The sequence below is a fragment of the Paenibacillus sp. FSL M8-0228 genome, assembly GCF_038007385.1.
GTDB lineage: Bacteria > Bacillota > Bacilli > Paenibacillales > Paenibacillaceae > Paenibacillus > Paenibacillus polymyxa_D.
On record NZ_JBBOXA010000001.1, the window covers coordinates 4,573,386 to 4,586,466 of the forward strand.

Annotated in this window: 14 protein-coding genes; 7 read left to right on the forward strand and 7 right to left on the reverse strand. The window is 46.7% G+C overall.

Features of this window, described 5'->3' with window-relative positions; all coding sequences use genetic code 11:
* The first annotated feature begins 36 nt into the window (after window positions 1–36).
* The 5 genes from MKY98_RS20630 (at window position 37) to MKY98_RS20650 (ending at window position 5,630) form a co-directional block, all read left to right on the forward strand.
* Window positions 37–1,962, forward strand: coding sequence for a BglG family transcription antiterminator (locus tag MKY98_RS20630; protein ID WP_081317619.1), 1,926 nt, complete (start codon window positions 37–39; stop codon window positions 1,960–1,962).
* 123 nt (window positions 1,963–2,085) lie between these two features.
* Window positions 2,086–2,454, forward strand: coding sequence for a PTS lactose/cellobiose transporter subunit IIA (locus tag MKY98_RS20635; RefSeq protein ID WP_029518301.1), 369 nt, complete (start codon window positions 2,086–2,088; stop codon window positions 2,452–2,454).
* 17 nt (window positions 2,455–2,471) lie between these two features.
* Window positions 2,472–3,767: a PTS sugar transporter subunit IIC gene (locus tag MKY98_RS20640; RefSeq protein WP_029518300.1), complete on the forward strand. Its 1,296-nt coding sequence runs from the start codon at window positions 2,472–2,474 to the stop codon at window positions 3,765–3,767.
* A 70-nt stretch (window positions 3,768–3,837) separates the two neighbouring features.
* Window positions 3,838–5,274: a glycoside hydrolase family 1 protein gene (locus MKY98_RS20645; RefSeq protein WP_069012654.1), complete on the forward strand. Its 1,437-nt coding sequence runs from the start codon at window positions 3,838–3,840 to the stop codon at window positions 5,272–5,274.
* A 29-nt stretch (window positions 5,275–5,303) separates the two neighbouring features.
* The gene (locus tag MKY98_RS20650; protein WP_039272650.1) at window positions 5,304–5,630 is read left to right on the forward strand and encodes a PTS sugar transporter subunit IIB; all 327 of its coding nucleotides are present in this window, start codon (window positions 5,304–5,306) and stop codon (window positions 5,628–5,630) included.
* 66 nt (window positions 5,631–5,696) lie between these two features.
* Here MKY98_RS20650 and MKY98_RS20655 read toward each other — a convergent pair whose 3' ends face one another.
* The 3 genes from MKY98_RS20655 to MKY98_RS20665 form a co-directional block, all read right to left on the reverse strand.
* A complete protein-coding gene (locus tag MKY98_RS20655) occupies window positions 5,697–6,629 on the reverse strand; it encodes an NAD-dependent epimerase/dehydratase family protein (RefSeq protein ID WP_069012653.1) in 933 nt (310 codons plus the stop codon).
* Between the two features lie 131 nt (window positions 6,630–6,760).
* Window positions 6,761–7,387, reverse strand: coding sequence for a DUF1796 family putative cysteine peptidase (locus MKY98_RS20660; protein WP_069012652.1), 627 nt, complete (start codon window positions 7,385–7,387; stop codon window positions 6,761–6,763).
* Window positions 7,380–8,027 carry a DUF1796 family putative cysteine peptidase gene (locus MKY98_RS20665; protein ID WP_029518295.1) on the reverse strand — a complete coding sequence of 216 codons (648 nt, stop codon included), beginning with the start codon at window positions 8,025–8,027 and terminating at the stop codon, window positions 7,380–7,382. The genes MKY98_RS20660 and MKY98_RS20665 overlap by 8 nt, the downstream gene beginning before the upstream one ends.
* A 245-nt stretch (window positions 8,028–8,272) precedes the next feature.
* On the opposite strand from MKY98_RS20665, the gene MKY98_RS20670 reads away from it, so the two are divergent.
* Both MKY98_RS20670 and MKY98_RS20675 read left to right on the forward strand, forming a co-directional pair.
* Window positions 8,273–8,620, forward strand: a complete 348-nt coding sequence (locus tag MKY98_RS20670) for a hypothetical protein (RefSeq protein ID WP_029518294.1) — start codon at window positions 8,273–8,275, stop codon at window positions 8,618–8,620.
* Between the two features lie 25 nt (window positions 8,621–8,645).
* Window positions 8,646–9,068: a hypothetical protein gene (locus MKY98_RS20675; protein ID WP_029518293.1), complete on the forward strand. Its 423-nt coding sequence runs from the start codon at window positions 8,646–8,648 to the stop codon at window positions 9,066–9,068.
* Between the two features lie 65 nt (window positions 9,069–9,133).
* On the opposite strand, the gene MKY98_RS20680 is transcribed toward MKY98_RS20675, so the two are convergent.
* From MKY98_RS20680 to MKY98_RS20695, 4 genes are read right to left on the reverse strand one after another with little or no spacing between them, the layout of a single operon-like run.
* Window positions 9,134–9,307, reverse strand: a complete 174-nt coding sequence (locus MKY98_RS20680; protein WP_165148594.1) for a hypothetical protein — start codon at window positions 9,305–9,307, stop codon at window positions 9,134–9,136.
* A 31-nt stretch (window positions 9,308–9,338) separates the two neighbouring features.
* Window positions 9,339–10,559: a glycosyltransferase family 4 protein gene (locus MKY98_RS20685; protein WP_069012651.1), complete on the reverse strand. Its 1,221-nt coding sequence runs from the start codon at window positions 10,557–10,559 to the stop codon at window positions 9,339–9,341.
* A 33-nt stretch (window positions 10,560–10,592) separates the two neighbouring features.
* Window positions 10,593–11,819 (reverse strand): sialidase family protein, encoded by a 1,227-nt coding sequence (locus MKY98_RS20690; RefSeq protein ID WP_069012650.1) that lies wholly within the window; start codon window positions 11,817–11,819, stop codon window positions 10,593–10,595.
* On the reverse strand, window positions 11,819–13,060 hold the full coding sequence (locus MKY98_RS20695) for a sialidase family protein (protein WP_069012649.1): 1,242 nt from the start codon (window positions 13,058–13,060) through the stop codon (window positions 11,819–11,821). The genes MKY98_RS20690 and MKY98_RS20695 overlap by 1 nt, the downstream gene beginning before the upstream one ends.
* Between the last annotated feature and the right edge of the window lie 21 nt (window positions 13,061–13,081).

Here is a 13,081-nt window from a genome sequence, read left to right on the forward strand (position 1 = left end):
CTGTTCATCAGAAACAGCTAAGAGAGGGGGCTCGTTGTGCGTATTTTTGATATTCTTCGTATATTGGTTGCTGAACAGATGGTCAAAGGAGCACACTTGGCAAATGCATTGAAGGTATCTTCTCGAACGATACGAACGGATTTAAAGGAATTGGGTGCGCTGTTGTCAAAGCATGGAGCAGCAGTTAAACCCCTTAAAGGAACAGGCTACAAGTTAGAGATTCGGGACGAACAAGCATTTCATCATCTGCTGAAGCAATTAAAGGATGATGAAAATAATGGGCCCTATCCATTAGCGAGTTCTTCTGAAGCTAGAAATCGTTTTTTAATGAAAAAGCTATTGCTTACCAATGCATATGTCAAACTTGATGATTTAGCCGAGATCCTGTATGTTAGTCGATCCACTTTACAGAATGACCTCAAAGAACTGCGCAAGCTGCTGGCAACTTACGGACTATCTCTGGAGAATAAACCCTATCATGGTATTCGAGTCAAAGGGAATGAGGCCAAGCTGCGTTATTGCATTTCCGACTATATATTCAGTAGGACAGATGAAATAGGCGAGCAGCAGATGTCCCACCCTTCTCTGATCTCTAACGAAGAGATGGAATTCATAAGAGAAGTGATTCTGGATCGTATTGAGATCCATGATATTCAGTTATCGGACATTGCCCTGAACAATCTGGTCATTCATATTGCTATAGCATGTAAGCGAATTCGTGAAGAAAGGTATGTGTCGTATTATCCGCAAGAGATGAAAAAAATCGAAGCGCAAAAAGAGTTTAGGGTGGCGACTGAGATCGTATCCGCCTTGGAACAAAACATGAAGCCCTCCTTTCCACTTGTTGAAGTTGCGTACATTGCTGTTCACCTGTTGGGTGTAAGGACCGTCGTTAGTGCACGTATGGATGAAGTGGAGATTAAAAAGATCATTGATAAAGATATCTACGAACTGACTATCGAAATACTAGACCAAATTGATCAGCAGTTGAAGATGAACATTCAACACGATCAAGAATTGCTGATTGCATTTTGCCTTCACCTCAAACCAGTGATCAACCGTTATCAATACGGAATGAATTTGCGTAATCCTATGCTGGATGAAATCAAAGCCAATTACCCGCTTGCCTTTGAAGCAGGTATCATTGCTGCGGAGGTCATCAAGCAGCGGCTTCATATACACATCGAGGAAAATGAAATTGGATATTTAGCCATTCATATCGGAGTCGCGATGGAAAGAAAGAAAATGGAGGATGCACCCAAAAGATGTATGATCGTATGTGCTTCTGGACTCGGCAGTGCTAAGCTGCTGTATTATAAGCTTCAATCGGTCTTCGGTTCAAGGTTGGATATCGTGGGAACCACTGAACTTTATAAGCTGAAACAAATGCCGTTGGATACACTGGACTTTGTCATTAGCACGATCCCCATTTCAGAACCGCTTTCTATCCCTATGATCCATGTGAATACATTTTTGGGCAGTTCTGATATTACTAAAATTGAACAAGCCATTTCTGAGGTCAGACTTCCTGCTGTGCAGTATGTACGAAAAAAATTGGTCTTCCTTCAGCAGAAGTTTGAGAACAAACTCCAAGTGCTTGAATTTATAGCCGAAAAAATACACGAAGCAGATCTTGTAAAAGGCCCTCTACTGCAATCCGTGATAGAGCGTGAAGCCGTTTCCCCCACTTCATTTGGCAACTTGGTCGCGATCCCGCATCCGATGGAACCTTTCGCAGATTCCACATTTTGGGCCATCTGTACATTACAAAAAGCAATCGATTGGGATGGCAAGCCGGTACAGTTTATTTGTATGCTCTGTATACAGCGTACGAAATCAGAAGATTTACAGACTATGTATCATATCTTGCTTGAAATTTTAAATAATGAACAGCTCGTCCAGCAGCTTATTCGCTGCAAAACGTATACAGAATTCATAGAAGTGTTGCATAAAAATAGTTGAACATAAGGAGTATGAAGAACGATTGATTTCCGTTAAGAAGAGGAAATAATGTGTGTTATGTTGAAAGCGATTCCAAATTATAATAGCCATACGAACGAGATGATTGAAAGGAGAGAGGATCACGTGAATCATGATGAATCTACAGAGCACGACGTGAACATGGAGGACATGGATGATACAGAGATTGTATTCCAAATTATATTATACGCAGGGAATGCACGCAGCTCCGCCATGGAGGCGATTGAGCTTGCAAAGGCGGGGAAATTTCGTGAAGCCAAAGAAGAATTAGCCTCAGCAAAAAAAGAACTGGTGTCCTCCCACAAGATTCAAACCAGAATCATCCGTAAGGAAGCAGCGGGTGAAAAAACAGAGATGTCTGTCATGATGGTACATGCTCAAGATCATTTGATGAATGCACTCACCATTCGCGATATGGCCTCAGAGTTTGTAGACCTGTATGAACGCATGGATCAATTCGTACCGAAATCGTAGAGGAGGGACGCTATCCCATGGCATTCAAAGACAAACTGGTTGACGGCCTCACATCGGTAGCAAATGCAATCAACAATTTTAAATATATTATAGCGATCAAATCAGCTTTTATCACATTGATGCCCGTTATTATTGTCGGGGCCTTTGCTGTACTGATTTCCAATATGGTCATGGACCCAGTCAATGGTTTGGCCCATTTTAGGCCATTCTCATTCCTGGCTGAGTACAAACCGATTTTCTCAGGCATTAACTATGCCAGCTTGAATATCCTTACCATTCTGGCTGTTTTCATGATTGGTCTGGAGCTAGGAAAAATTAATGGTGAGAAAAATCTTTTCCCCGGTTTGCTTGCTTTAATCTGTTTTATCTCTGTGACACCAACCACGATAGAGTTGATGGTTAACGGTGACATGCAAAAAGTAACAGACGTCATAGCCCGTCAATTTACGGATACCAAGAGCTTGTTTTTAGGGATTTTCATAAGCATCCTGTCCGTCGAGCTATACAGCAAACTGGGTAAGTCCGACAAGCTAAAAATCAAAATGCCTGAAAGTGTTCCCAGCAATGTGGCCGTTTCATTCTCCGCACTCATTCCTACCATTATTACGGTGACTGTCTTCTCCATGTTTGGATTCTTTTTTCATAAGTTTACGGGACTCTATCTGTACGATGCTGTCTATAATGTGGTGCAAAAACCTCTGGAGGCCGTAGTACAGGGACTGCCAGGTATACTGGTGCTGATGCTGGTTGCGCAAATCTTCTGGGTGATCGGTATTCACGGAAACCAAATGGTAAAGCCCATTCGTGAACCCCTGCTGCTTGGCGCGATTACTGTCAACATGACTGCTTATGAGCAAGGACTGCCCATTCCGAACATTATTACGATGCCTTTCTGGGACGTATATATGAGTATCGGTGGTTCAGGGATTACGCTAGCCCTCTTGATTTGTATTATGATCGCTTCCAAGCGTGAAGATATGAAGGAAATAACAAAGCTTTCGCTCGGCCCAGGTCTGTTTAATATTAATGAGCCTGTCATTTTCGGACTTCCGATTATGTTGAATCCATTGATGGCTATCCCTTTCATTATTACTCCGCTCATCACAGGAACGATTGGTTACTTCTCGACGTTGCTTGGATTTGCAGGTAAAGCCGTCGTCATGGTTCCATGGACTACTCCGCCTATTATTAATGCCTACCTGTCTACAGGTGGAAGCATTGGAGCCGTCGTCACTCAGATCGTTTGCATTGTGGTAGCGATTATCATTTATTTCCCGTTCGTCAAAATTGCCAACAAGCGAACGACTGAATAATGCGCTACTATAGAAATACACTAATTAATTGAAAACGCATTCTTTATACAATGAAAAGGAGAAACATGTCATGGCTAAACATACGATACAAATTCCATCGAATTTCATCATGGGTGCAGCGGCTTCCGCCTGGCAGACAGAGGGATGGAGCGGTAAAAAAGAAGGTCAGGACTCATTCCTGGACCAATGGTACAAAAATGACCGCTATGTCTGGCACAATGGATATGGACCCGCGGTTGCAACCGACTTTTATAATCGCTATACCGAAGATATTGCGCTGATGAAGCAGATTGGCTTAACCCATTATCGTACTTCTATTAATTGGTCCCGCTTCTTAACGGATTATGAGAATGTAGTGGTGGATGAAACGTATGCGGATTATATGGGCCGGGTCATTGATGAGCTGATTGCAAGTGGAGTCGAGCCGATGATTTGTCTGGAACACTATGAGGTCCCTGCCTATCTGCTGGATAAATATGAGGGCTGGTCTTCCAAGCATGTAGTGGAGTTATTTGTAAAATATGCGGAAAAAGTGTTTGAACGGTACGGCGATCGGGTCAAGCACTGGTTTACGTTTAATGAGCCCATTGTTGTACAGACTCGCGTCTATCTGGATGCCCTTCGCTATCCCTATGAACAAAATACGCGGAAGTGGATGCAATGGAACTATAACAAAACGCTGGCTACCGCAAAGTGCGTACAGCTTTTCAAAGCAAAAAACTATAGTCAGCACGGGGCTAAAATAGGCGTTATTCTGAATCCTGAAGTCACTTATGCCCGATCAAGCACCCCTCATGACCAGTATGCGGCACATGTGTATGATTTATTTTACAATCGAGTATTTCTGGACCCGCTTATTAAAGGCGAATACCCGCAAGAATTGTTCGATCTCATGGGCAAGCATGATATTGCATTTAAAGCTACAACGGAAGAACTGACCGTAATTAAGGAAAATACCGTTGACTACGTCGGAATCAATCTCTATTATCCCCATCGGGTCAAAGCGCAGAGTAAAGCGTGGAACGAAAACACCCCCTTCCACCCCTCTTACTACTATGAGCATTTTGATCTTCCGGGTAAAAGAATGAACAAGTCACGGGGCTGGGAGATTTATCCTAAAATCATTTACGATATGGGAATGCGCATTAAGAACGAATATCACAATATCGAGTGGTTTGTCGCAGAAAATGGTATGGGTATTGAGAATGAAGCTGCTTTCAAAAATGAGGAACACATCATTCAGGACGACTATCGTATTGACTTTATAACAGAGCATTTGTACTACACATTACAAGCTGTAGAAGCGGGCTCCAACTGTACAGGTTATATGCTGTGGGCCTTTACAGACAACGTTTCTCCCATGAATGCTTTTAAAAATCGCTATGGACTGGTAGAAATTAACCTGGACAATGATCGAAGTCGGCATTTGAAGAAATCCGGCTACTGGTATCAGGCCGCGATCAAAGAACGCTCATTTATTGCTGATCTGGATGAAGAGTACAAGTAGTTAAAAATGAATTCTGGAGGCGCTCAAATATGAAAAAAATTATTTTGGCATGTGCTGCGGGTATGTCCACATCCATTTTGGTTTCTAAAATGAAAAAAGAAGCAGCAGCAAGATCCATAGAGCTGAACATCGAAGCCATCCCCGAAAGCACCATCAAGGAAGAGCTGGAAGGCATTACAGATTCCGTGATTGCTATTTTGCTCGGACCTCAAGTGCGGATGCGTAAAAAGGCAGTCACCGAAATTGCAGCTCCCTATGGTATCCCAGTAGATGTCATTGACACGTTGGCTTATGGTAGAGGGAACGGTGCAGCTGTCCTAGATCAAGCCTTTAAGCTGGCTGGCGAGAACATCTAATTGCTATTCAAATGAAAAAGAGGCTGAGAATTCCCTCAGTCTCTTTCTTGAGTTGCGCGCTCTTTATCACGACATATCTTCTTTGCCTGAGCCCATACTACTCACATACGTTTCCTGTAAACCGGCAGAAATGCCGTATAGCGGTTCCCAACGAAGCCAATGTCTGGCGACTGCGTTACTAAGACAGCTATGGTGAATGTCTCCAGCTCGCGCTGGTGAATACACAGGGCGGACAGACGAACCATGCAGCTTCAGTAAATCGTAGGCCAGTCGATTGATGGACGTCGTTCGTCCCGTACTTACATGTACTGTGCGTTGATCCGCTGCATGAATAGCCGCCATATTCGCTCGAACTACATCCTTGACGTACACAAAGTCACGAGTTTGCGTCCCATCGCCGTGAATGAGCAAGGGGCTTCCTTTTTTCAGCCGCTCCATAAAAAGAGCGACAACACCACCCTCTCCCTTCGCGGCCTGACCGGGACCGTACACATTTCCATAACGCAAAATCGTGTAGTTCAACCCGTGCAGCCGATAAAAAAGTCGAATATACGATTCTGCGGTCAGCTTGGACAGTCCGTAGCCTGAAATGGGCTCCACGGGATCGTCTTCCTGTATACATTGCTTTTGCAGCTCTCCGTATACGCCAGATGTGGAAGCAAATATGAATTTTGACACACCGGCTTCATGACAAGCCTGCAATAAATGAATCGTCCCCAGCACGTTCACATCCGCGTCCTCATCGGGTTGATGGATGGATTGCTGCACATCAGCCTGTGCGGCCAAGTGAAACACAATATCCGGGCTTTCCCGAATCAGCAACGTCCTAGCTTCAGAGCTGCGAATATCCGCAATATGCATGACCGCGCGCGGGTCCACATTTGCCATATTTCCGGTCGTCAGATTATCCAGCACATGTACTCTGATGTCCGAATCAGCAAGCGCACGTACCAGCTGAGAACCAATAAATCCAGCTCCCCCGGTGACCAAAGCCTTCACTAGCTCACCCTCCTTTTGAACCGAAGCATATGACTTCCCTTCGCATCATGTTATGCGACTCCCTATAGCTTGGCGCAGGCACACGCACAGTCCGAAGACAATCTATAATGTGTCTCTAGAATCTCAGCATCTCAGACATGCAGTCTCACGTTTTCCAGCATATAACGCCACATCTCATCCTGACCGTTCCATATATCCTCAGGCGGTAGCTCCACTGAAACCAGCCGCTCCAAACCCCAATCCAGCTCCGTCACACCATCTGTCCCTGTATAATCCACGTATAACAAGCGAAAATCATGTGTAATCCTCTGTAATAACACATCATGTAGTTCCACCGCTTGCTCCCGATTGCCTCCAAGACGAACTAGTAGCAGACGGGACGCAAGCGTGAATTGATCCAGTAGACGTGCGATGCGGCGATCAAGCGTCGTTTTGAATGCAGGGTAGGAAGTCAGCTGCTCCGATGTATTTTGGCTAACCGGAAAATGGTGTGCCGCTATAATCTCATAGTTTGCATCCTCGACCATGAAGTTATGTTCGCCGTAATCATGTCCCGTGACACGTAGACTGTCAACATCCATAAAATCGGCAAAACGGGCGTCCAGCAAGCGACTGATCTGTGACAAGTTACCGGAAATCATCCAGTCCAGCGGACCCGCATAGGGACGCAGTCCGTTTTTATCCAGCTGAATGGAAGGCAAGCAATGTCCACCCAGACTGAATACAGCATCATAATCCCCCTGCAACCGCTCAAGCACGACGCCCTCCCCTTTCCGAAGACAAGGTCATCCCTTTAAAAAGAGTACGCCAATGCGGATCACTCTTGTAATTCCATACATCGGCAAAAGGCATTTCCACCGCGCATACATGCGGAAGCTGCCAATCCACCTCCGTCAACTCCGTTACGCCGGAACAATTCACTACCAACAAACAAAATTCATTCGCTACCATGCCTGACAAAATACGTTCCAGTTCCTCTACTTCTTCATAGGTTCCCAGCATACGGACGAACAAGCTGCGCTTCGCCATCTGTGTTTTTGCAAAAAAACGTTCAATACGACGGTCTATCTTTTCCTTGAACTCGGGATAGGTCACCAGATCTGAGGACGTATTGCGCTCCTGCGGAAAATCATGTACCGAGATCACATTATAAGCGATATCTCTGACCATATAATTCAGTTGGCTCGTACCAACGACACTCAAATTGGGCAATTCCATAAATCCGGCAAACCGATTTTCAAGCAAGCGGTTCACATCGGACAGCGTGTCAGACATCATCCAATCCAGTACCCCGGCAAACGGCCGCAAACGGTTCTTTTCCAATTGAATGGCAGGTGTACAGTTTTGCCCCAGACTGAAGACCGCTTCATATTCCCCTGCCAGCTGTGCGAGTCTCATAGCCGTGCCTCCTTTTTTAATACGACCCTTCTCTCAGTTCCTACTCTATCCTTCTTCTGTAGTCGAAAAAGGGACTTCAGGCCGTAGTTTGTTCCACTCTACATTACATGCACAGCACGGCGAAAAGGGTTGGACACCGATGCGCTTTTTGTCAAAGAGGCGTACAACTATCCAGTCCAATCCCGGTTATTTTTCATATCATATTAAGGCTGGTAACCTAACGGAATTCAAGGAGGCATCATCATATGTCCGTGTTTCTTTTAACCATCGATCACCATCTCGCTTACCACAGCGCCCATATACAAAGCTGCCATGTGACCTTTTTCAATCGTGAAAAGAGGGCCGTCGATGTGTTGCTGGAAATGGGGAATGACAGTGGCGTTTTTAGGCGGCAACTTCTTCGACTGGGCCCTTCTCCCGAAGCTGACTCCGTGCTAGAACTCAAGGATATGGAGGCAGCCCAAAATCCGTTTTATCTGCGAGTGATCACGAATATTTACAATCCAGAAACGCTGTTTATCCTGGCTGAATTTTTGGAAAACGGGAACGTTGTCGCTAAGCGTACAGCCAGTCATTTTACCGTGACACCCTAATGAACGGGCAGAGGAGGAAGAAGGTATGTTGAAATATTCAGTTCAAAACAAAGCTGAGCCAGGCACATATGCACTGCCTTTTCAGGTTACCGATCAGGAGAGCGTGCTCTCTACATTGATCATTCCTGCAAGTGAAGCTGAAGGACGTATTGTCATTGAAGTCTCTTTGGCATGGGAAAATCCGCTGCTCAACTGGGATATCGGGGAGCTGGATATTCGATTGCGTCGCAACGATGAGCGGGGACCTATGCTGGACTGGTTGCAGGATTCCTGTTATCAGGAGGGATTTGCCGAGTTAATCTATGAGGAAACGGGAACACAGGGAGAGCCTTATGTATACTGCCTGACCGTACAATCAGCCGACCGCCGTGCTGTTGTTACAGGACCACTCATGGTTCGAGGCTCTGTGTATGTAGATTCGATGGACGAGAACCCGGATGGACAATGAACTGAAATAACTAAAGGCAGGTGGGAGTTTTAAGCCCAACCTGCCTTTTTATAGGGTCTGTATTCTCATGGCGCGGATTGCTTCAGACATTCTAAAATGTCAGCGTCCGGCAGCGTATAATCTTCTGGCAACGAAGTGTTAATTCGGTTCCATATTGCGTAATCAACCTTCAAATCCGGGTGTGACTGCTGGATTTCAAAAATACGGTTGTACAAGTCTCCAACGACAGGAAAAGTCATGCTCTCCCTCCTAACTATTGAATCAACGTATTCAACGTACTTGATTCAGCGCTTGCCCATAAATATTCACGAGTCGTTCAATCATAACATCCAGAGACCAATGCGCGATCCCCCATGCCTTGGCACGATTTCCCATGACTATCCGCACTTCATCCTGTGCCAGCAAATGCTGCAAATGAGCTGCCAGTGCCTCCACATCGCCAACCGGGGAGACTAGTCCGGTGTGTTCATGCTTCACCATTTCCGGCAGTCCACCCGCATCCGATACCACTGCCGGAAGCCCCATAATCTGCGCCTCCATGACCGAAAACGGCTGATTGTCCTGTATGCTTGGATGAACAAAAAGGTCCGCCAGTTGTAAAAGAGCAGGTACATCTTCACGATGCCCCAGAAAAACCACGTCTTCTTCCAGCCCTAGCTCCTTCGCCTGTGTTTGAAGCTCTTCCCTTTTATCTCCCTCCCCGACAATCCAGCAAACCCAATCCGTACGACTTGCTTTCAGCAGGCCAAGAGCGCTCATTAAATAATGCAGCCCTTTGATATAGACCAGCCGTGAAGGACAAATGATAACTTTTTTCCCCTCAGGTCGTATCATGTCCGTTCCCCGGGCGTGGACTTCCCAGAAGTGCTCGGTATCCAAACCGTATTGGAAAGTAGCAATCTGCTGCTCAGGCACTTCGAACTCACGCACAAGCGTCTGTTTCATCCATTCTGTAGACGTAATGGTAATATCCGCGGATAGAGCGCCATAGTGCTCTAGCGCCCAATAATACTTCCACATCAGCGTCTCACGGTAACCCTCCTCATGATCCCGCTCCAAAGCCATCATAACTTCACGAGCCAGCGAGCCATGAATATTCGCTACCAACGCGCTATCTTTGCGTTTGACCCGACTTAGCGCACGCGTCGCAATGACATCTTGCGTGTGAATCACATCATACTGCTCGACCCCGAAATACGCCGCTGCCAGCTCCATACAGTATCGATCCTTTTCCACCGTCTGCACCCATGAATCCAAATGTAATACAGGGACAGCCGATTCATTCAGCTTCGTATCCAGCAGGGGCAGCAGTTGATCCTTCAGTAGCTCCCTATCTTCAAAAACAATATGGTATTTAGGTGTATCCGGTCCGTTTCCCATCAAGTCTACCGTGTGGCCCAGTAGCTCCAGTCTCCGTTTAATTTGCATCATAAAGGGCCATACGCCACCCAAATGAGGAATCGGCCAGTACGTAGCCAACAAAATTTTCAAAACAGCCTCACCTCCTCTGTCTCGTACGCTGAGCTACACCCCATTACTTCCGTAAATTTGCTGGAAACCCGATAACGCATCTGTCCAGACCGCAAAAAACCCATTATTCGGCACGATCGTTACATCAATAAAATTACCGATTGTAACGACTGGAACCGGACTAATCCCGTTAGGATTAAAGGAGCTGTCTGTTATTCTGAGGTTCGTAAATGTACTTCCTCCGTCCGTTGATTCGGCCACAAATACGTCTAATAAAGAGGTCGTTATTTGATTGGTATAATATACGATCTTGATCACGCCGGTCACAGGCGAAACATCAATAGCCGGGAAAAAATGCTGTGCCCCTGCACTGGCCCCTGTCACCGATTGCGGCGCAGTCCAGCTTAATCCACCATTCACCGACCTGGCAAGCAGCACATCCGCATACCCTGCCCGATTATCCTGCCAGACCGCATAAAGTGTTCCCTGATTCGGGCTCGTAGAGCGATCCACGGCAATGTTAGCTGCCGGCAGCACATTGAAACCAAAGCCGGCCACGGGCAACGGACTCGGAACCGGGACCACAGAAGATACAGGTAGCGAGGAACTAAATGCTGTCCCTCCATTGAAGGACACAATGACCTGATATTGGTTAACCGGATTCGTGACAATGTACCCGACATAAATCACCCCTGTAATGCTCACAGTGATTTCCCCCCGCGTAATCTGATTGGAGCCAGCGGTGAGCACCACGGGTGTCCCCCATGTGATCCCTCCATCCTGCGAACGTTGGAAGAACATGACTGATCCGCCGAAAAAGTCAGGATTGTACTGATGCGTATAACATAAATAGATATTTCCGGTATAGGAGCTGACCTGAGAAGTATCGAATTTCACGCTGACCTCAACATTATTGACAAATGTCCCATACCCTCGCTGGGCAATCACAGGCGGATCAAATGTATTACCGTTGTCTCTCGACACATAAGTGGCGATGGTACCGCTCAAACCGTCTGCGGTAAATACGTGACAGGCTATGACAAACAAGTTGGGAAAACCGTAGCTGACGCTATGGGATTCCGCCCCTACATAGCCGGCTGGTAGCGGTAAAATCTGCTGTGTGAAAGAGGCACCGCCGTTACCTGAACGGTATACCGCCGTCAACGGCGGCCCTGTCGTAAAATCGATAGCCGCAGACACAATGGTACCGTCGAGCAGGTTGAAAGCTACACTCGGCTCCTGGGCCAGCCTTCCGTTAGGCGTAAGCTGTACGTTCGGCATCAGGCTCCACCCCCCGGTACACCCGCAAATATCGTCAAACTGCCTGTGCGCGTATCTGTCCAGACGGTAATATAGCTGTTCGGCGGTACAATGGCGACATCAATATAATCACCGATCAGCTCTGATTCGCCTCCACCGACATTCGGGTTAAAGGAGGTCGTCGTGAGACGACTGTTCGTAAAGGTGTTACCTCCATCGGACGACTCTGCGGCGAACACATCCAGATTAAAGCCGTCCACGCGATTGGTATAGTACACGACAACGACCAGTCCCGTCTTGGGCGACACTGAAATTGCAGGGAAAAAATTTTGCGAGCCGGGCGGGCTGTCTGTCACAATGACCGGAGCACTCCAGGTACCGCCAAAATCGCTTGATTTGGACAACAAAATATTGCTGTATCCCTGACCAAAGTCCTGCCACACGGCATATAGCGTATTTGTTGTGGAAGGCACACCCGAGCAGTCCGCGGCCAAGCTGGGGAAATTCAATATCCGAAAGTCATAACCAGGAACGGGCAAAGGATTGGGCACAAGCGTTATATTGGATACGAGAATATCCCCGCTGAAGGTTGCCCCGCCATCAAAGGAGCGTCGGATAAAAAAAGCTGGTGTTTGCGGTCCCGTACGAATCCAACTGACATATACGCTTCCATATTTGTCGACCGCAGGCTCAGGCCGCTCCGTTGAGGATTGGATATTGGAGAGCATTAACGGTCGGTCCCAAGTTAGTCCTCCATCGGTGGAACGCTGGTAGAAGGCCGCAGATTGAGCATTAAAATCCACATTATATTGGCGGTTATACGTGACATAGACGTGTCCGAGATAGGGACTTGCCCCCGCATTATCCGTCGTAATATTAGTCCAGTCATTATTAATGTAATCTCCATAGCCCGGGTTAATGACCACTGGAGGATCAAAGGTGGCTCCATCGTCCGTAGAACGGTAGATCACGACAGCCCCGTTTTCATTGCCCGGAAATACATGCGCGGATACGATAAAAATATTGGGGAACAGATAGGCTACCATTCCTGCCTCGGCTCCTGTATAACCCGGCGGAATCGGCAATAAAGTATCCGTCCAGTTCGCTCCGGCATCCAATGAGCGATACAGTCCAATCAAGGGAGGCCCACTGCTAAAATCAACAGCTACAGCTATAACAATATTCGGATTCAGTAAATTAACAGCAACACTAGGCTCAAATTTGGGCAGGCCGCTGGGTGTCACCTGAAAATTCAAAGGCATCGCGAGCATTCCCTTCATTAT